Here is a 20,316-nt window from a genome sequence, read left to right on the forward strand (position 1 = left end):
ATGAAAAGGACATCACTACTACTTGGGTCTCTAATAGCGAGCGCTTACGCACAAGCGGCGCCATTTGATACGTGCCCAAGCCAAGCATACCTATTCCAATCAACCCCGGTTCAAATCTATGGCGTCAATTTGGTTACAGGCTCTACGACTCTTTTAGAGGACGACACAGGTTTGGCTTCGGGCATCAACGGTGTAGGCTTTAACTTCACTGACCGTTATATCTACGGCTACGACACCACAAACAAAAAGATTGTTCGTCTTGGTCAAGACTTCCAAGCAGAGACACTTGATGTTTCGGGTCTTCCTACCGACCACACGTTTTACGTAGGTGACGTTTACAACCACGTCTACTACTTGTACCGCAAAGGCAAAGGACTTTTCTCCATTGACCTTTCTCCGCTCGATTCTGATCCAAATGCGACATTGAGCATCGTGAAAATCAGCTCAACAGCGACTGTGAACCTAACCGACTTTGCATTTCATCCAGGTGATGGCTCCCTTTACGGCATCGACAACAACTCTGGTGTGCTATATCAGTTCAACCCATCAAATGGTAGCGCAACTGCGATAGGTGACACAGGTGAGAAAGGCACATTTGGTGCTGGCTACTTCGATGTAAACGGCAACTACTACGTGTCACGTAACCAAGATGGCAAAATCTATCGCGTTGACCTTTCGGAAGGTAACGCAGCCAATATCGCAGCAGGTATCGTTCCTGCGGTTGAGTTTGTATCCAACGGTCCAAGCTCAAGCCAAAATGATGGCGCACGTTGTGCAAACGCTCCAGTGATTAACGAAGACGAGCCAATTGATTTCGGTGATGCTCCAGACAGCTACCACACAACACTTGCGTCAAACGGTCCTCGCCACGAAGTCGACGGTGTAACTTGGCTTGGTTCAGTCGCTCCTGATGGTGATGCCGACGGTCAAGCAAACGACAACTCTGTGGGCACAGCCGATGAAGATGGTGTTGGTTTTGTATCCGCACTTGACCCAGGCTTAAGCTCAATTGTGAATGTGACAGCTTCTACTTCTGGCTACCTATCAGCATGGTTTGACTGGAACCGCGATGGTGACTTTGATGATGAAGGTGAGCAAGTCTTTACCGACCAATTACTGTCTGCGGGTAATAATCCCCTACCGTTTGTAGTTTCAACCGCTGCAACGGAAGGGTCTAGCTGGAGCCGATTCCGCTTTAGCCAACAAACCGGATTAAACTACGATGGTGGTTCGACATCTGGTGAGGTGGAAGATTACCCAATTACCATCACTGGTAATGGTTACTCAGTGGAATATTTCCCGAGTGCAGAAGATTACGCCACCGTCGCTTACGAAGATAACTGGCCATACACCGCAGACTACGATATGAACGATGTGGTCGTGAAATTCCGCATCACTGAAACCAGTCTTGCTGGTCATGTTGAGAATATTCAAATTACTGGTGACCTAGCGGCTTACGGCGCAAGTTACAAAAATGGCTTCGCAATCCGACTACCGGGTGTTTTAAGAAGCTCGATTGAAAACGGACTAACAACGCTCTCCTTCAATGGTGTAGAACAAGCATCTAATGGCTTGGAAAGTATTTCTGATGAAGCCATTTTCATCATCAGTGAAGACTTAAGCACACACGCGGCGAGCAGCTGTAGCTACTTCCGTACCGAGTCTGGCTGTGATGATAACGTTTCACTCACCTTTACCTTGAATGTGTTCTTCACTGAAGGATCTGACCGTTCAGCCATTCAAGCCATGCCATACGACCCGTTCATCTTTGCAACACCGGGCACTTACCATGGCGATGGGATTACCTTCCAACCAGGCCGTAAATGGGAAGTTCACTTAGCAGACCAAGCACCAACAGAACAGTTTGATGACCAAAACCTCTTCGGTGTCGGCGTCGATGCAAGTGACCCTGCGCAAGGTGTGTACTTCAAAACAGCAAACAACTTACCTTGGGCACTGTTGATAGTAGAAGATTGGGATTGGCCGCTAGAGCGTGTAGACATGGTCGATGCATACCCTCAATTCCAAACTTGGGCTGAGTCTGGTGGCGAACGAAGCACAGATTGGCACACCGCTCCAACACCTAACAAATGCTACATTCCATAGGGAGATAACATTATGAAAGCACTTATCACAATCATCATGGGATTAGCACTAACGGCTTGTGGCGGTGGCGGCGGAGGTGGTAACAGTACACCACCTTCACCAACCCAAACCACCGTTGCAGAGGAAGACACAACCCAACAGGAAGAAACAACCGTAGAAGAGACTACCGTAACTGTAGAAAATGCAACCATGCAGGACCTAGTAGTACCGGATGGCTTTAGCTACAACCCAGTGACGGAGGGTACGCTCAATGTAGACATCAGTGGTTTCTCTTCACAACGTGCACACCTAAGCGTGTACAAAGAGTTTGTCGAGAACAGTTCAGGTAACTACGATGCAAAATATCCAAGCAAAGTCGCATCGGTTCCACTCAACAACGGTACAGCAAACGTCGACTTTAATGTTTCTGATAGCCAAGGTAGCCTACTTGTTGAAATTTGGTTCTATGACGGTAGTGACCCAATTCAGAAAGTGATTACTTCTGGAGACAACACTTGGACCATGTAACTGGGTAAATCGAAAGCTGTCTTTCAGAACAAATCTTCAATCTTTAACTTAAAAATCGCATCGTTCTTTTGAACATGCGATTTTTTTGTTGTAAAACAGTAAGATTATCCACCTAGCAAACTAAAGACAATGCAAGCACTGATTAGTACTGATGAACTCAATAGCCTTCTCGGCCAACCTAACGTCAAGCTCCTCGACGCTAGTATTGCGTTTCAAATCCCTTCTGAAGGTAAAAAGATTCAAGATAAGTGGATTCCAAATACTTTACGCTTTGATTACGACAATGACTTTTGCTTACCCGGCTCCTCCCTACCGCATATGATGCCAACAGAAGAAGGCTTCAACCAAAGTGCGCAACAACTCGGTTTGAACAACGAAGACTTGATTGTGGTTTATGACAACTCAGGCACTTTAGCGGCACCAAGAGCTTGGTGGATGTTCAAAGCCATGGGGCATGACAATGTCCGAGTCTTAAATGGCGGTCTTCCAGCTTGGATTGAAGCAGGACTCCCTGCCGAAAGTGCCCTATCGCAACCAAGCGAAGAAGGCAACTTTGCGGGCAAGCTCAACCAAAATGCCTTTTTGAGTGCACAAGATGTTCTTGCTCATTCAACCAATAAAAGTGCCAATATCATCGATGCTAGAGCCAAAGCTCGCTTCCTTGGTGAAGTGCCTGAGCCACGAGAAGGTCTACGTAGTGGGCACATTCCAAATTCGGTTTGCTTACCGTTTCAAGAACTCTTGGCTAACGGTCACATTAAACCAAATTCAGAGTTGCAACAGATATTTAGCGCACTAACGATAGATAGTGACAATTCGATTATTTTTAGTTGCGGTTCCGGTGTAACCGCATGCATTTTATTACTCGCGGCGTATCAAATTGGTCTCGACAATCTGTCGGTGTACGACGGTTCTTGGACCGAATGGGGTGCAGACCACTCTCTACCTATCGAGCGTTAAGACAAGTGTCTGTTTAACAAAGTATCTTACGTTTATCTAAAGATGATGTGTTCCAATAAACTAAACGCAGCTTCTAAACCAAACTTGTCGTTTCGAAATAGAAACTGGCTATGAGTGATTTGTCCCTCCTCATAGCCTGACTACATCAAAAGCCGACTATTTTCGTTAGCGTTCAGATGTCGCGTTGCCGTGCATTTGCTCATCTAAGTTGAGCACGGTTAATGCGTTGCTAACGCTCGTGGCGATCACGTCTATCGCTCCAGTTCTTAATGCTCCGAGTAGAGCGAGCGGCTTGCTGTTCTCTGCTGCGATCGCAATGACTTCCGAGATCGGCCGAAACTCTTCAATACCAAGTCCAATTACTCGGTCACTCATTACCGTGTTCGCTACATTACCGTGAATATCAAAGAAGTCATAACCTGCAAAATCCCCTACCACACCTTGTTGAAGTCTCGACTGAACCACTTCATCAGGCGTAAACCAACCTAAGTCGACCATGTAACTGTTTTCGCTCATGTCACCAATACCAACCAAAGCAACATCGGCTTTACGTGCTAGGTCGAGCGTTTGTTTCACGGTTGCATTTTGCATGAAGGCCAACTTCTGTTCTCTATTTTCTGCGTATGCCGGCGCATAAAGGGTTTCAGAGGTTCCCCCATATTTCTTCGCCAACTGACGACAAATATGGTCGGCGTTATACATACCGCCACGCGGGTGAATACCACCAATGCCACACACAAATTTACAGTCACGCGGCGTAATAACACCTATATGGTGAGCGACAGACGACACGTTGCGCCCTTGTCCGACCGTCACCACCATACCGTTTTTGAGCGTGCTAGTGAGATAATTGGACACCAATCCCGATACCTGTAGTCGTTGCGCTTCTTCATTCGGTTGATCAAGAGCAACAAGCGCGCGCTTAACGCCGAATCGCTCGATCAAACGTTGTTCAATCTTGGCGCTAAACACCGGATGGTATTTAACGGTAATTTCAACAATGCCTTCATCACGCGCCTGCTTTAGCATTCGCCCGACCTTTGCGCGTGATATGGCAAATTTTCTCGATATCTCTTCCTGAGTCGCACCGTCTTGATAATACGCGACGGAAATCTCTGTCAACAAATCCGTGTTTTCAATGGAAATATCTTGATTAGAACTGCTCATGGTTTCTCTCGCCCTTTAAGAGGATCGATATTGTATGCAATAAGTGAACATATGCTCATTGACTTAGCATATGTTCTTTATCAATTTAAACGCTACATTTGCTCATCGCAATAACATTTTCTCACTACAATTTTTTACCCTCTTGGATAACGCTCAAGCTTTGAACAATAAGGGCAAACGTTTATTTGGGTTAACCACTAAACACACAGTAAAAAAACGTTGATGAAGTTCACTATAAGTCCATTTCAGCGATTGACTTTCAGCATAGATAGGATAAATATGGACACATCATTTACTCAGCTATCGATCAAATGTTCATAGCATTTGTTCGGTAACGAAATTTTCCGTAGTTGGCTGAGCAGATGTCTCATTAAATGCGATGAGACGGTTAGCTAACTCGCTTTCAAATGCACAAGCTGTGATAACAAAAATCACGCTTAATCCCATTTAAATAGGATGATCGATTATGAGCAACAAGTTAGAGCAACTTCGTAAACTAACGACTGTAGTAGCAGACACTGGCGAAATTGATGCAATTAAAAAGTATCAGCCAGAAGACGCAACAACTAACCCTTCTCTTATCCTTAAAGCCGCTCAAATCGCAGAGTACGCACCTCTAATCGATGCTTCAATCGAATACGCTAAAGCACAGAGCAACGACAAAGCTCAACAAGTTCAAGATACTTGTGACATGCTTGCAGTAAACATCGGTAAAGAAATCCTAAAAACTATCCCAGGTCGTATCTCTACAGAAGTAGACGCTCGTCTATCTTACGATATGGAAGGCAGCGTAGCGAAAGCTCGTCAACTAGTGAAAATGTACAACGATGCTGGCATCACTAACGACCGTATCCTTATCAAACTGGCTTCAACTTGGGAAGGCATTCGCGCAGCTGAGATCCTAGAAAAAGAAGGCATCAACTGTAACCTAACGCTTCTATTCTCGTTCGCTCAAGCACGTGCTTGTGCAGAAGCGGGTGTATTCCTAATCTCGCCATTCGTTGGTCGTATCATGGACTGGTACAAAGCGAAAGAAGGCCGTGACTTCGAAGCTCAAGAAGATCCAGGCGTACTATCTGTAACTAAGATCTACAACTACTACAAAGAATACGGCTACAAAACTGTAGTTATGGGCGCAAGCTTCCGTAACATCGGTGAGATCTTAGAACTAGCTGGTTGTGACCGTCTAACTATCGCTCCTGCTCTACTTGCAGAACTAGAAGCAGCTGAGGGTGAAGTAGTTGAGAAACTAGTTGATTCTAAAGGCGCAGCTGAGCGTCCAGCACCAATGACTCACGCAGAGTTCCTATGGGAACATAACCAAGACCCAATGGCTGTTGAGAAGCTGGCTGAAGGTATCCGCAACTTCGCCGTTGACCAAGGCAAACTAGAAGCGATGATCGAAGCTAAGCTTTAATTGCTTACCAAAAGCGAGTAGCCCGTCTACTCGCTTTTACCATCAGCACTATTTTCAAAAAATTCTATTTGAACTTGTTTCGGCGAGTTCCCTCTATTTAAATCAAATATCGAGAAGTAATCACTATGGATCGTAAACATCTAGCAAATGCAATCCGTGCGCTAAGCATGGATGGTGTTCAACAAGCTAACTCTGGTCACCCAGGTGCACCTATGGGTATGGCTGACATCGCTGAAGTTCTTTGGCGCTCTCATCTAAACCACAACCCATCAAACCCTGAGTGGGCAGACCGCGACCGTTTCGTACTGTCTAACGGCCACGGCTCAATGCTGATTTACTCTCTACTGCACCTTGCAGGTTACGAGTTGTCTATCGACGATCTGAAAAACTTCCGTCAGCTTCACTCTAAAACTCCTGGTCACCCAGAGTACGGTTACGCGCCAGGAATCGAGACCACAACGGGCCCACTAGGTCAAGGCATCACTAACGCGGTTGGTATGGCTCTAGCTGAAAAAGCGCTAGCAGCACAGTTCAACAAAGAAGGCCACGACATCGTTGACCACTTCACTTACGTGTTCATGGGCGACGGCTGTCTGATGGAAGGTATTTCGCACGAGGCATGCTCTCTTGCAGGTACTCTTGGTCTAGGCAAGCTGATCGCATTCTGGGATGACAACGGCATCTCTATCGACGGTCACGTTGAAGGTTGGTTCTCTGACGACACACCTAAGCGTTTCGAAGCTTACGGTTGGCACGTAATCCCTGCAGTCGATGGTCACGATGCTGACGCAATCAACGCAGCAATTGAAGCGGCGAAAGCGGATCCACGTCCTACACTTATCTGTACTAAGACTATCATCGGTTTTGGTTCACCAAACAAATCTGGTTCACACGATTGTCACGGTGCGCCACTAGGCGCTGAAGAAATTGCAGCAACACGCAAAGAACTAGGTTGGGAGCACGGTCCTTTTGAAATTCCGCAAGAAGTCTACGCAGAATGGTCAGCGAAAGAAACAGGCGCAGCTAAGGAAGCAGCGTGGAACGAGAAATTTGCAGCTTATGAAGCAGCGTACCCTGAGCTGGCAGCTGAATTTAAACGCCGCGTAAACGGTGAGCTTCCTGCACAGTGGGAAGAGAAAGCAAGCCAAATCATTGCTGATCTTCAAGCTAACCCAGCAAACATTGCATCACGTAAAGCGTCTCAAAATGCTCTAGAAGCATTTGGTGCTCTACTACCAGAGTTCATGGGTGGCTCTGCTGACCTAGCACCTTCTAACCTAACAATGTGGTCTGGTTCTAAGTCTCTAGAAGCAAGCGACTTCTCTGGTAACTACATCCACTACGGCGTACGTGAATTCGGTATGACAGCGATCATGAACGGTATCGCGCTACACGGTGGTTTCGTTCCTTACGGCGCAACATTCCTAATGTTCATGGAGTACGCACGTAACGCAATGCGTATGGCTGCGCTGATGAAAATTCAGAACATCCAAGTGTACACGCATGACTCTATCGGTCTTGGCGAAGATGGTCCAACTCACCAACCAGTTGAGCAAATGGCATCGCTACGCCTAACACCAAACATGAGCACATGGCGTCCATGTGACCAAGTTGAGTCCGCTGTAGCTTGGAAACTAGCGATTGAACGTAAAGATGCACCGACAGCACTTATCTTCTCTCGTCAAAACCTTGCGCAACAAGAGCGCACAGCAGAACAAGTAGCAGACATCGCGAAAGGTGCTTACATTCTGAAAGATTGCGAAGGCAAGCCAGAGCTAATCCTTATCGCAACAGGTTCTGAAGTTGAACTAGCAGTAGAAGCAGCAGCACAGTTAACTGCTGAAGGTAAGAAAGTACGCGTTGTTTCAATGCCATCAACAGACGCATTCGACAAACAAGACGCCGCTTACCGTGAAGCTGTACTGCCATCAGACGTAACAGCGCGTATCGCAATTGAAGCAGGTATTGCTGACTTCTGGTACAAGTACGTAGGCTTCGACGGTCGCATCATTGGTATGACTTCATTCGGTGAATCTGCACCAGCCGGCGAACTATTCAAAATGTTTGGTTTCACGACTGAAAACGTAGTGAACACAGCAAAAGAGCTACTCGCGTAATTGCAGTAAAAAGATAATCAGTTTTCTCTATTGCGAATGTGAAAACTGAAAAGCCCCACCAGCAATGGCGGGGCTTTCTTTTATCTGGCTCCTATTCGCATAAACGCAGCCAGGACATAAACATCACAACTTTCGTTACGACTATTTGTCTTCAAATCGAAGTGCGAGCTGATAGAAATCTTGTACTTGGTCTTTCAACTGTCGGCTATTTTGCTCAACTGAATGTGTTGCTGCCAAGTTTTGTTCTGCGGTCGAAGCGATAGAATGAATGTGCTGGTTTACATCACTAGATAGCTTTAACTGGTTATTCGCCGCTTCTGCTACATCAACCATCAGCCCACTCATGGTTTGCATCATCTGTTCAACTTCAGACAAACGTAACGCACTTTGTTCTGCTACTTGAGAACAGGCATCGGTTTGCTCTTTGTTTGCCAGAATATCTTTCTGCCAACTTTGAATCGTTGCCAACATAGTGGAGATAGAGGCTTGGATTTGTTCAGTTGCATTGGATGTTCGCCCAGAAAGCGCGCGGACCTCATCAGCTACAACAGCAAAACCACGACCTTGCTCCCCTGCTCTTGCCGCTTCAATCGCCGCGTTGAGTGCCAGTAAATTGGTTTGCTCTGCGATCCCACCAATCTCTTCCATCAAATGGTTCACCTTCTGCGCCTGATCACTCAGTTGATACGTCGTTTCCGTCGCTTTTTCAGCTTGAAGGCTTAACTTCGCTAGATTGGTGTGCGTTTGATCGATGGTCTCCTTCGCCATCAAGCATGACTTCAATGTATCATCAATCAACATATGGGCATCATTGGTACTCGAAGAAACCGAATTTGCCGACGACTCCACCTCTTGGGTAGCATCTCGCACACGATGAATATCGGTATTTTGCTGATTTAATGCAGCTGAGACTTCTGCCGTTGTTTGACTAAGCTCTTCGGCGCAATGCTGCAAAGGCAATGCGGAGTCAGTCATTCTTCCTAACACGGTTCGAATTCTTGCGGATAGCATTTTGATATGGAAATCGGCAATCGAAAATGCCGTGTTACCGGAATAGATCAAGCGACTTACGCTGTCATATTGCTTTTGTAACTTTTTAAGTTGCTGAGGTGTATCAATTAACTCTTGGCGGAATAACAGAGCCAGAACACTTGCAGGTAACGCACTTGCAAGCCAAGCCAACGGCCCTTCAACAGACAACGCATATGCGGTTGCAGGTGCGGTTAGTGCACCAAGTAGAATCGCATAGCGAATGGTTTCATTGATTTTCAACGACCAAGTTCGACCAGACTTCTCTGCAGCACGCATGCTTTTGTAGGCTTTTGTCGCAATATCAACCCACTCTCGCTTTGGTTTCACGCGCACTGATTGATACCCAACAACATGGTTGTCTTCGTAGATAGGGGTGACATAAGCATCAACCCAATAGTAACCGCCAGACTTAGTGGCATTCTTAACCATTCCACGCCAGGCTTTACCTTGTTTAAGGCGTGCCCACATATCACCGAAAGCGGCTTTAGGCATATCATTATGACGAACTATATTATGGTTCTGACCGACAAGTTCTTCGTGAGTGTATTCAGCAACGCGGCAAAAGGCTTCATTACAATATGTAATAACACCTTGTAAGTTCGTTGTTGAGACGAGTTCCTCAGACTCCCTCACGAGAGTTTCTTGAGCTTTATGAGAAATATTGGCTGACATAGACGAAACTTCTTTAGTTTTTATTGATTTTCGGCAAGATATATACAGGATTTTTATTTTTATTACAAAAAGTTAGATAAAAAGTCTTATCAAATCGACATTTTTATTGTGGGAATTCACATTATCGATAAAAACATAAAGAAGAGATTGTTGATTTGAGCTAATAAACAAACCCGACACGATCGGCCGGGTTATATATTAAGCCTCAATTAAGCGGTTTGTGATTCTGGCTTTTTATTCGTTTTTAACGCAAACATCGCGATAACGAGTAACACAAATGGAAGAACATACAAATTAAGATTCTGCCAACCTACGGTAGACTCAAGCCAACCAGATAGTAATGCGGTGATGGTGACACAACTGAACACGAAGAATTCATTAAACGCTTGAGCCTTGCTTCTGTTTTTCGCTTCATAACTTTGACTAAACAGCCCGGTTGCTGCGATAAACATAAAGTTCCACCCTATTCCTAACAGGATTAAAGCAAGACTAAAATGCCAGATAGACACTCCATGTATATTAATTCCAATACAAGCAACAAATAGCAATCCACCCGCCAAAATCATATTCTTAGCGCCAAACCGCTCTATCAGACGGCCCGTGACAAACGCAGGTGCAAACATACCCAACACGTGCCATTCGATCACTCCCGCCGCTTTATCAAAATCAAAGCCACAACCAATCATCGCTAAAGGAGTTGCTGTCATTAAAATGTTCATCACCGCGTACGCAACCATTGCCGCGATAACTGCCAGCATGAAATTAGGTCGACGAATAATCAGTCTCAGCTTATCCGCCTTAGCGTGTAGCGCCTGCGTGTGTGCAGGTGGAAAACGAATGGTTTGTAGCACAACCAACGCGGTTATATAAAGCACGACAAGCACAGCAAATGCACTAATGTATAAGCCATCATCTGACCACTGCTGCGAGTACACGGCCAGATTAGGCCCAAGGATCGCCGCTAACACCCCACCCGCCATAGATATCGAAATCGCCCTATGCCTTGCCGACTCTTCACACACTTCAATGGCAGCAAACCTGTATAGAGTACCGAAACCTATACCAACACCAAGCAAAAACGTAGACATGCAGAACAGATAGAAGTTTTGTTGACTTAATGCATACGTCGCTAGACTAGCACCCAAAATGCCAATGACATTACCAAGGCTAAAACCAAGGCGACGCCCTAACTTGCCCATAATTAGCGACGCAGGAATTGTCGCGGCCATCAGTCCCAAAAACTGCAGTGCAACTGGTAATGTGATAAAACTTGATGACGGCGCAAGTGTTTTGCCAATAAGGGCAATAACAGATATGAGTAAAATATTCCCTGTCATTAATAAGGCTTGGCAGAGGGATAGAAGCCATACATTACGATTCAATTCCAAATTCCTTTTGGTTACAACGTATACAGATAACATATAGGAAAGCAGAAACAATAGAAAGATATGAGAGTAATTCTCAACAAAAAGAGCCAGAGGCATAGTACCTCTGGCTCTTCACTATTCACTTTTCGCTTTTAAAAAGTTTTTCTGTTGAGCTTACTTGTTGCGGCGCGCTTTTACTGCATCAGAAAGCTGACGAAGTACCGTTTCCGTATCTTCCCAACCAATACATGCATCAGTAATCGACTGACCATAAGTGGCTGCTTTGCCATCCACTAAGTCTTGGCGACCTTCAACTAAATGAGACTCGATCATCACACCAAAAATGGCTTCTTCGCCAGCAGAGATTTGTTCGGATACATCATCAGACACCAGCATTTGACGCTTGAACTGCTTCGAGCTGTTAGCATGGCTAAAATCAATCATCACTTTTTTCGGCAGACCTGCGGTGTCCAGCTCATCTTTAATTTGAGCTACATGTGCTGCACTGTAGTTTGGTTCTTTACCGCCACGTAGAATAATATGGCAGTCTGGATTACCAGCGGTTTCTACGATCGCGGAATGACCGTATTTTGTTACTGAAAGGAAGTGATGGGAAGCGCTTGCAGAACGAATCGCGTCGCTCGCTATTTTAATATTCCCGTCTGTACCGTTTTTGAAACCTACAGGACAAGAAAGACCAGAAGCTAGCTCGCGGTGAACCTGAGATTCTGTCGTACGAGCACCGATAGCGCCCCAACTGATCAAATCCGCCACGTACTGAGGTGTGATCATATCTAAGAATTCACTTGCCGTTGGCAAGCCCATATCGGTTATATCAAGAAGAAGTTTACGTCCGATACGTAGACCATCATTTAGCTTATAGGTGTCATTTAAGTAAGGGTCATTGATAAGGCCTTTCCAACCAACGGTCGTACGCGGCTTTTCAAAATAAACTCGCATAACAACCTCAAGCTGCTCGCCCAGTTCATCACGTAATACTTTTAGCTTTTTACCGTACTCAACCGCGGCAGCCGGATCGTGAATAGAACACGGGCCAACGATCACGAGTAATCGATCGTCTTTTCCTTCAAGAATATTGTGAATGGCGTTACGGCAATCAAAAGTGGTCGAAGAAGCGGTTTCAGTCGCTGGGAACTTCTCTAATACTGCAACAGGTGGCAATAACTCTTTTACTCTATTTATTCTTACATCATCAGTTTGAAACATTACTTCTACTTCCTGGTTTTATTTCCGACCCCATTTTTACCAACTGAACTCATTGCAACATTGTTCACAAAGCGAGCAGCATCAAGGGCTGTGGTCATTTTCTGTCTAGCGTTTAAGTAACTTATCGGCTTAGGCGTAGACTTGCAATCAGTTTTTGCAAATAAATGCAAATAAAAGCCACCTGTTAACTACTGCGCACAATGTAAAGTAAAGTTTACGAAAAAAGTTCAAAATAATCATCAATTTTCTTATGCACCAAAAAATCTTTACTACAATGTAAGAAATATCAGAAGTTTGTGAGGTATTTTTGGGTAGTAAATGTTGATCAAGTTCAAATATATTGTTGCTTGATATGAAATGATTAGAATATTAAACTAATTTCTTATAAACGCTGGTTTTTTCTAATTTTTTGATAAAACGAAGTAGAAGTTAATATGCAATCAATACAAGGAAACATTATGAACAAAGTAGCAATTGCAGTAGCAGCAGTGGTAGCTGGTAGTAGCGCGCTTTTAAACTCTGCTCAAGCTGAAATGTACATCGGGGGCAAAGTGGGCATGACTACACTTGACGACGCTTGCTATCTAAATAGCCCTTGTGATGATGAAGCGTTTGGTGCAGGACTACATATCGGTTATGACTTTACCGATATCATTGGGCTAGAGTACGGCGTAGACTTCTTAGGCGACTACAAAGCTAACTCGATGTCAGGGGCTAACACGGTTAATACGATTGACGGCAATCTAACGGCTTTAACACTTGCACCTAAATTCAACTGGCACTTAAACGACTCTTGGAATCTGTTTGCTAAGATCGGTGGTGCTTACATGATGTCTGATGACGAAACAGACTTTGTCCCAACAGGTTCTTTGGGTGCTGAATACTCGATCGATAGAAACTGGAGTGTTCGCGCTGAATACCAACGTTACCAAGACATGTCTGACGACGTGTGGGACGACATGGATGCTAACTTCTTTGGTATCGGTGTTAACTACAAATTCGCAGCAGCTCCAGTTGTTGCAGCAGTTGTAACGGAAGAAGTGATCGAGCCAGATCCAGAACCAGTGATGATGAGCAAGGTGCACAAAGAAGAGTACGGTACAGGTACGTTTGAATTCGATAGTGCTAAGTTAACAGAGTCCGTTTCTGAACGTCTGGACAACTTTGTTTCATTCTTGAACGAATATCCTCAAGCTCAAGTAGAGATTACTGGTTACACGGATAGCTCAGGCCCTGCGGCATACAACCAAAAACTGTCTGAGCGTCGTGCTCAATCTGTTGCTGATTACCTAACCGCAGCTGGCATTGGTTCAGATCGTTTGACAGTTAAAGGTATGGGTGAAGAAAACCCAGTTGCTGACAACAGCACTCGCGAAGGTCGTGAGAAAAACCGTCGCGTAGAAGTTGTGGTACCTTCATTTGAATACCAAGAGCTAGTTCAACCAGAATAAGCATCTATGATTCATGATCGATGATGTGGTAAAAATTAATGGGGTGCATTTGCACCCCATTTTGATCTCATATTAAGGGATATTGCCACTATGGTTTTGGGAAAAAGATCAACTCATTATCTTGCACCATAACGCAATCCATACCAGCTGCATGCGCCGCTCGCTTCCCCAACTCAGTATCCTCGAACACAAGACACTGTGACGCCTCCAAGTCGAGTTGTTCCGCGGCCACCAAAAAGGTATCTGGAAAGGGTTTATGGTTCTCTACATCACTCGCGGTTACTACAACATCTAACTTGTCTAATAAACCTGCATGACTTAATAAGCGCATGGCACTTTCTCGTTGGCTGCCAGTCCCGACTGCAATTTTCTTATGGCCTAAATATTCCTCTAACACGATGTTCGTGCAAGGAATAACGTCACCATGAAGCTCCATAGCAGCGAATGTTTCCATTTTAAATGTCGCGACAGTTTTAGGATCTAACGAAAGCTCATGCACACGATTTAGTTCCTCAACAATTTTAAAGCTCGGCATCCCTCCCAAACTGTGAAACCATTCCTGGCAAAACGGAAAATCAAAACGCTCAGCAGTTGCTTGCCAAGCTGCCAAGTGGGCTGGCATGGTATCGATTAGAGTACCATCCATATCAAATATGAATCCCTCATAGGGTCTAAAATCAATCGTGCTCATGTCTTTTCTTCTATTTGTGCATCTGTAATGTTAATTTATCAGCTCTTTCAATCGTCCTTACCGGCATTTACTTATCATGCTCAAAATTTCGAACTCCGTCACAATTCAAGAGTGGGAAATTCAATTATCCCCAATTAGAGCTCAAGGAAATGGTGGCCAGAACGTTAACAAGGTAGCGTCCGCTATACACCTGCGCTTTGATATCCGGCATTCAAGCTTACCTGACTTTTACAAAGAGCGATTACTTGCACTTTCTGATAGTCGTATAAGTAAAGATGGCGTGATCATCATCAAAGCGCAACAATTTCGGACACAAGAACAAAATAAGGAAGACGCCCTAAATCGGCTTCAAGCATTGATAAAAGCTGCCGCTTTACAGGAGAAGAAGCGTATTAAAACGAAACCAACCCGCGCTTCTCAACGCCGACGACTTGATACAAAAAACAAGCACGGAGCGAAAAAACAGCAACGTAAAAAAGTGCTGTATTAGTGAATGTCGTTTTCTCGACATGTTAGTTGAACAACGTTTGCTAGCCCTTGGAAATCTCATTGGATTTCTCTTTTTAGTTACTTATTCAGGAAACAACAATATGACTATTAGGCAAAAACTCTACTTCCTCGGAGTTATCGCCATTTTAGGCATCGTGGCCCTTTTGGGTACGTCATCCCATTTTGAAAACAAGAGCAATGATCTAAATCACGCGATCAAACTCGTTGGTGATCTAGAAATACGCTTACTCAACTTACGCAGAAATGAAAAAGATTTCCTACTACGTAGTAATGACAAATATCTAAATAAGTTTGACGCCAATGTTGACAAGTTTATAGACACAGAAAAAGAGCTTGCGAACATACTCAAGAGTAATGAATTACCTTCCAGTCAACAATTTAAGCAAGACTTGCTCGCATACCAAAGGGGCTTTCAGAATCTGGTCAGCGCTTACCAACTATACGGGCTTGATTCAAAGAGTGGGCTTCTCGCTGGTTACGAACAAGCACTATTAGAAGCAAAACAACGTTCAGACCACCAGCAGTTATTGGCATTAGTCCGTTTTGACTCTGCGGTAAAAGCAGGACTATTCAATAGTGACTTGCTTGAGGGGCAATATGCTCCGGAGCTTATCAAAACAGGTAAGCAATTGGCGGCCCAAAAGCAAGTTGTTGGGGTTGCTTATGACAAAGGCCTACTCGGTGAAACTCGCGCATTATCCCATGCCGTAGAAGAGCAATTTGAAACCTTTTCCACAGCCCTTAGCTCTGCTGCCGCACAACGTGATGAACAAATGTCGACCATCAAGCAGGTCATTACAGCTCTGATCTTAGTCGTTATTTTCGCATTGATTTGGCAAATTTCACGTTCAATCAATACGCGAGTGAATAGCTTACTTGGCACCATTCGAAGTATCAGCGAAACGAACAACATGGGACTTCGATCTGATTTGAAAGGTCAAGACGAGCTATTTGATATCAGTCATCACCTCAATGACCTATTGGATAAGCTTGAGCATCTAATTAGTAGTACCCAAGAAAAATCGGCGCAACTCACTGCAAGTACCGATAATATGCATCGTGAGTTAGAAGGCGTTATGGAGCAATTCCACACTCAAACTGACCACACTGCATCAATGGCGACCTTGTTCAGCAAATGGTTGCCACAATAGGTGAAATCTCAGAAAGCACATCAGTTGCGGTAGAAGGCGTACATCAGGCAGCGAATAATGCCGAACAAGGTCGAGGAGTTGTTGAGGCGACGGTAACCAACATCGGTCAACTAACCACGATTTTATCAAACAGCCAGCAGTCGATTGGCTCGCTGAATCAGCATGTAGATAAAATTGGTGGTGCCGTGAACATCATCCAAGAGATTGCAGAGCAAACCAACCTACTAGCTCTCAACGCAGCAATTGAAGCCGCGCGAGCAGGCGAACAAGGCCGCGGGTTTGCAGTTGTTGCCGATGAAGTACGCGCCCTAGCTAGCCGAACTCATCAATCCACAGAGGAAATCACGCGGGTAGTTGCAGATATTCAAACTCAAATGTCTACAGTTGTTGCTGATATTGATCAATGTAACGATCAAGGGCAACAAACACTTAATGCTTCTGAAAAACTGGATTCTAGCCTGCAACAGATCATCACTGACATGCATTCAATTCAAGGTAATTCGGAGCGCATAGCTTCAGCAATTGAAGAACAAGGTATCGTGATGAACCAAGTTAGCGGTTCAATCACCGAGCTAAACGCAATATCTGAGAATAACATGCAATCCGCTCAGGAATGCTTGCATGAAGTCAACTCTGTCTCTGCTCAAGCTCATGATATGGATGAAGCTGTTGCACAATTCAAAACTGCGCTAAAATAACCCTTTTCAAAATAGAAAGCCCGAGGCAATCATTGCTTCGGGCTTTTTTTCAATTGTCACTTCGTGCTTACTGCGCACTTCGGATGTGATTATTCATCATCAAGAGGAACCAGCTTGGTGTTGCCGCCATGAACTTTCTCACGCTGTCTTTGCACCAGGGCGTAGAAGCCTGGGATCAAGAATGTACCTGCTAGAAGCACACACAATAGACCACCAATCAGCGACACGCCGAGTGAGTTTTGACTGACGTGCCCCGCACCAGCGGCAAAGATAAGCGGGAAGATACCCAGGATAAATGACCAGGATGTCATATTCACAGCGCGGAAACGTAACGTGCCTCCTTTAACCGCTGCACTATCGATATCAGCATCTTTTTCTTCTCGCTCTTGCTTGGCGAACTCCACAATCAAAATTGCGTTTTTCGCCGCCAAGGCTATGAGCAAGACAAGACCAATTTGGGCATACAAGTTAAGCGGCGTGCCAGTTAGATTCAACGCAAGGAAGGAACCTAACGTTGCTACTGGGACCACCAAAATAATAGCCAGTGGAATACTCCAACTCTCATACTGAGCCACCATAAACAAGTAAATGAAGATCAAAGCCAGCGCAAACGCATAAATGGCTTGGTTACCCGCGAGCACTTCCTGATAAGCCATACCTGTCCATTCATACGTGTACCCTTGTGGAAGAACTTCAGCAGCAACGCGTTCCATTGCGGCAATCGCATCACCACTAGAGTAACCCGGTGCTGGTTGGCCTTGAATGATAGCACTGCGGTACATGTTGTAACGCCACGCCACATCAGGCTCAAACACTTGCTCGTAGCTCACTAGCGTACTTAACGGGACCATATCACCGTTCGAAGAACGAACATGGAAACGCTCTAGATCTTCCATGCTGCTACGGTGCTGGCTATCAGCTTGCATGGTTACGCGGAAGTTCTTACCAAACATGGTGAAGTCATTCACATAAAGCGAACCTAAGTTGCCTTGCAAGGTTTGGAAAATAGACGACAGCGAAATACCTAATTGCTGCGCTTTCTCACGATCGATATCAACGTAGTAGTGCGGAACATTCGCGCGGAACGTGCTAAACGTGTAGGCAATTTCAGGCGCTTGGTTAGCCGCTTGGATCATTTCTCCCATGACCATCGACAAGTCGGTACGACTTCGCCCTAGCGTGTCTTCAAGCACAAACTCAAAACCAGACGCAGCGCCCATACCTGGAACCGCCGGTGGTCCCATCGCAAAAACAACCGCTTGAGGTAACTCTGTCGCCGCTCGCCCGTTAATACGTGCCGCGATAGCATTAGCAGAGTGCTCTCCTTGCAGCGAGTTACGAGTATCCCAATCATGCAATTTGATAAATACAGAAGCACCGTTTGATGCTGCTGCGCCTGTCATAAACGAGTAACCGTTCGCAACCGTCACACCATCCACACCAGGTTCTTCACCGATCATTTTCATTAAATCATTGGTGACTTCTTCAGTGCGTGATAAAGAGGCTGAATCTGGTAGCTGTACGTTAACCAGCAAAATGCCTTTATCTTCTTGAGGAACAAACGCTGTAGAGGTGGTTTTCGCAAAGAAAGTGACCGCTGCGATAGCAACTATAAAGAACGTCACGAGCAGTAAAGACTTCTTCACCAAGAAACCAGCGATCTGGCCATAACGCGTAGTGATGCGCTCTAAGCCTCGGTTGAAAGCCTGGAACCAGTTAGCGGTATTGCCCCCACCCTGCTTCAATACCAGAGAACAAAGTGCTGGAGACAGCGTCAATGCATTGATGGATGAAATCACAACCGAAATACAGATGGTCAAAGCGAACTGGCGATACATGATACCGGTGATACCTGGCAGCATGGCGACGGGTATGAATACCGCAAGTAGAACCAAGGTCGACGTGATGATTGGTCCCGTTACTTCTTTCATCGCTAGCAACGTCGCTTTACGCGGTGAAATGGTTGGGTCTTTCGCCATGGTAGTATCGACGTTTTCGATAACCAGAATCGCATCGTCCACCACGATACCAATCGCAAGGATCAGGCCAAACAAAGTAACCGTATTAATGGTGAAGCCCGTTGCCTGCATGATGGCAAACGTACCAATCAGAGAAACGGGGATCGCGACAACAGGAATCAACGTTGCACGCGCACTACCCAAGAACAAGTAAGTTACAGCGATCACCAATAGAATCGCTTCAATCAGTGTTTTTACTACCCCTTTGATCGATTCAGATACGAACACGGTTGTATCGTAGCTGGTCTCGTATTCCATTCCCTCTGGGAAGTTTTTGCTCAAGCCCTCAAGGAGCTCCATGACGGCCTGACCACTTTCTAACGCATTCGCATCCGATTGAAGAGACAACGCAACGATTGACGCGTCCTGGCCACGGAACTTACCGTTACCATCGTAGAACTTTTTGCCTAGTTCAACGCGAGCAACATCTTTCAGATAAACCGTAGAGCCATTGGGATTAGCTCGAAGGACTACGTTCTCAAACTCACTCACGCTTTCCAAGCGACCTTTGGTCACAAGGTTAAACTGAACTTCTTGCGGATTGTTGTATGGTGCTGCACCTACACGCCCTGCCGCAACTTGAACGTTCTGTTCAGCCAAAGCGGCGTATACGTCTGACGTGGTTAGCTTAAGGTTGGCCATTTTTTCAGGATCTAACCAAACACGCATTGCGTATTCGCCACCACCAATCACGTTAACTTCACTGATACCTTTCGCACGAGCCAACTGATCTTTTACATTCAAGTTAATGTAGTTAATCAAGAACTGATCATCGTATTTGCCATCAGGTGAATAGAAGTTAAGTACCATCAGCAAGTCAGGTGAACGCTTTTTCACCGTCACACCAACCATGCGAACTTCTTGAGGCAGTTTTGACTCAATCTGTGACACGCGGTTTTGCACGTTAACTTGCGCCATATCTGGATCGGTGCCAACATCGAACGTGACGTTTAGGCTGTAAGAGCCATCGTTCGCGCTCTTTGAAGACATGTATATCATATCCTCAACGCCGTTGACTGAGGTCTCTATGGGGTCCGCAATGGCCTGCTCGACAACTTCCGCACTCGCGCCAGTGTAGTAAGCCGAAACGCTTACTGATGGCGGGCTTATCTGTGGGTACTCAGCCACTGGCAAAATCGCCAGTGAGATCGCGCCGGCTAGCGTTAATATGATCGAAATAACCAGCGCGAATTTAGGTCTCTGAATAAAGAAACGACTTAACATA

The 20,316-nt window shown here is 45.3% G+C and carries 13 protein-coding genes and 1 pseudogene; 8 read left to right on the forward strand and 6 right to left on the reverse strand.

Translation table 11 applies throughout. The annotated features are described in order from the left end of the window. The 3 genes from R7Z77_RS09440 (at position 1) to R7Z77_RS09450 (ending at position 3,573) form a co-directional block, all read left to right on the forward strand. Entirely contained in the window at positions 1 to 2,106 is a 2,106-nt protein-coding gene (locus R7Z77_RS09440) for an LruC domain-containing protein (protein WP_064354846.1), read from the forward strand. A 12-nt stretch (positions 2,107 to 2,118) separates the two neighbouring features. Then, entirely contained in the window at positions 2,119 to 2,613 is a 495-nt protein-coding gene (locus R7Z77_RS09445) for a hypothetical protein (protein ID WP_064354847.1), read from the forward strand. Positions 2,614 to 2,742: 129 nt separating this feature from the next. Further along, positions 2,743 to 3,573, forward strand: coding sequence for a sulfurtransferase (locus R7Z77_RS09450; protein ID WP_064354848.1), 831 nt, complete (start codon positions 2,743 to 2,745; stop codon positions 3,571 to 3,573). A gap of 165 nt (positions 3,574 to 3,738) precedes the next feature. Here the strand turns inward: R7Z77_RS09450 and R7Z77_RS09455 are convergent, their stop codons facing one another. Then, positions 3,739 to 4,740 carry a sugar-binding transcriptional regulator gene (locus R7Z77_RS09455; protein WP_005387670.1) on the reverse strand — a complete coding sequence of 334 codons (1,002 nt, stop codon included), beginning with the start codon at positions 4,738 to 4,740 and terminating at the stop codon, positions 3,739 to 3,741. 466 nt (positions 4,741 to 5,206) lie between these two features. Here R7Z77_RS09455 and tal point away from each other — a divergent pair, with 466 nt between their 5' ends. Continuing rightward, complete coding sequence (tal, locus tag R7Z77_RS09460) at positions 5,207 to 6,157, forward strand: transaldolase (RefSeq protein ID WP_005373488.1); 951 nt, start codon at positions 5,207 to 5,209, stop codon at positions 6,155 to 6,157. A gap of 125 nt (positions 6,158 to 6,282) precedes the next feature. After that, positions 6,283 to 8,274, forward strand: coding sequence for a transketolase (tkt, locus tag R7Z77_RS09465; RefSeq protein WP_042522667.1), 1,992 nt, complete (start codon positions 6,283 to 6,285; stop codon positions 8,272 to 8,274). 141 nt (positions 8,275 to 8,415) lie between these two features. Here tkt and R7Z77_RS09470 read toward each other — a convergent pair whose 3' ends face one another. From R7Z77_RS09470 to aroG, 3 genes are all read right to left on the reverse strand, one after another. Then, positions 8,416 to 9,978: a methyl-accepting chemotaxis protein gene (locus R7Z77_RS09470; protein WP_017819900.1), complete on the reverse strand. Its 1,563-nt coding sequence runs from the start codon at positions 9,976 to 9,978 to the stop codon at positions 8,416 to 8,418. Between the two features lie 209 nt (positions 9,979 to 10,187). Continuing rightward, a complete protein-coding gene (locus R7Z77_RS09475) occupies positions 10,188 to 11,360 on the reverse strand; it encodes an MFS transporter (protein ID WP_021035943.1) in 1,173 nt (390 codons plus the stop codon). A 159-nt stretch (positions 11,361 to 11,519) separates the two neighbouring features. After that, entirely contained in the window at positions 11,520 to 12,572 is a 1,053-nt protein-coding gene (aroG, locus tag R7Z77_RS09480; protein WP_213968015.1) for a 3-deoxy-7-phosphoheptulonate synthase AroG, read from the reverse strand. 458 nt (positions 12,573 to 13,030) lie between these two features. On the opposite strand from aroG, the gene R7Z77_RS09485 reads away from it, so the two are divergent. After that, entirely contained in the window at positions 13,031 to 14,023 is a 993-nt protein-coding gene (locus tag R7Z77_RS09485) for an OmpA family protein (protein WP_017819897.1), read from the forward strand. A gap of 88 nt (positions 14,024 to 14,111) precedes the next feature. Here R7Z77_RS09485 and R7Z77_RS09490 read toward each other — a convergent pair whose 3' ends face one another. Then, positions 14,112 to 14,714, reverse strand: coding sequence for a beta-phosphoglucomutase family hydrolase (locus R7Z77_RS09490; protein WP_017819896.1), 603 nt, complete (start codon positions 14,712 to 14,714; stop codon positions 14,112 to 14,114). Between the two features lie 76 nt (positions 14,715 to 14,790). Between R7Z77_RS09490 and arfB the strand changes: the two genes are divergently transcribed. Both arfB and R7Z77_RS09500 read left to right on the forward strand, forming a co-directional pair. Continuing rightward, positions 14,791 to 15,204: an alternative ribosome rescue aminoacyl-tRNA hydrolase ArfB gene (gene arfB, locus R7Z77_RS09495; RefSeq protein WP_017635196.1), complete on the forward strand. Its 414-nt coding sequence runs from the start codon at positions 14,791 to 14,793 to the stop codon at positions 15,202 to 15,204. Between the two features lie 100 nt (positions 15,205 to 15,304). Next, positions 15,305 to 17,073, forward strand: a pseudogene (locus tag R7Z77_RS09500) (methyl-accepting chemotaxis protein). 89 nt (positions 17,074 to 17,162) lie between these two features. On the opposite strand, the gene vmeZ reads toward R7Z77_RS09500, so the two are convergent. After that, on the reverse strand, positions 17,163 to 20,315 hold the full coding sequence (vmeZ, locus tag R7Z77_RS09505; RefSeq protein ID WP_017635194.1) for a multidrug efflux RND transporter permease subunit VmeZ: 3,153 nt from the start codon (positions 20,313 to 20,315) through the stop codon (positions 17,163 to 17,165). Between the last annotated feature and the right edge of the window lies 1 nt (position 20,316).

The organism is Vibrio sp. 1401, assembly GCF_033340295.1.

What these genes read in the sequence shown, in the direction of transcription:
- tal (WP_005373488.1), top strand. Translation starts at nt 5,207, where the DNA reads ATGAGCAACAAGTTAGAGCAACTTCGTAAACTAACGACTGTAGTAGCA.
- arfB (WP_017635196.1), top strand. Translation starts at nt 14,791, where the DNA reads ATGCTCAAAATTTCGAACTCCGTCACAATTCAAGAGTGGGAAATTCAA.
- vmeZ (WP_017635194.1), bottom strand. Translation starts at nt 20,315, where the DNA reads ATGTTAAGTCGTTTCTTTATTCAGAGACCTAAATTCGCGCTGGTTATT.
- R7Z77_RS09485 (WP_017819897.1), top strand. Translation starts at nt 13,031, where the DNA reads ATGAACAAAGTAGCAATTGCAGTAGCAGCAGTGGTAGCTGGTAGTAGC.
- R7Z77_RS09440 (WP_064354846.1), top strand. Translation starts at nt 1, where the DNA reads ATGAAAAGGACATCACTACTACTTGGGTCTCTAATAGCGAGCGCTTAC.
- R7Z77_RS09455 (WP_005387670.1), bottom strand. Translation starts at nt 4,740, where the DNA reads ATGAGCAGTTCTAATCAAGATATTTCCATTGAAAACACGGATTTGTTG.
- R7Z77_RS09450 (WP_064354848.1), top strand. Translation starts at nt 2,743, where the DNA reads ATGCAAGCACTGATTAGTACTGATGAACTCAATAGCCTTCTCGGCCAA.
- R7Z77_RS09470 (WP_017819900.1), bottom strand. Translation starts at nt 9,978, where the DNA reads ATGTCAGCCAATATTTCTCATAAAGCTCAAGAAACTCTCGTGAGGGAG.
- R7Z77_RS09445 (WP_064354847.1), top strand. Translation starts at nt 2,119, where the DNA reads ATGAAAGCACTTATCACAATCATCATGGGATTAGCACTAACGGCTTGT.
- tkt (WP_042522667.1), top strand. Translation starts at nt 6,283, where the DNA reads ATGGATCGTAAACATCTAGCAAATGCAATCCGTGCGCTAAGCATGGAT.
- aroG (WP_213968015.1), bottom strand. Translation starts at nt 12,572, where the DNA reads ATGTTTCAAACTGATGATGTAAGAATAAATAGAGTAAAAGAGTTATTG.
- R7Z77_RS09490 (WP_017819896.1), bottom strand. Translation starts at nt 14,714, where the DNA reads ATGAGCACGATTGATTTTAGACCCTATGAGGGATTCATATTTGATATG.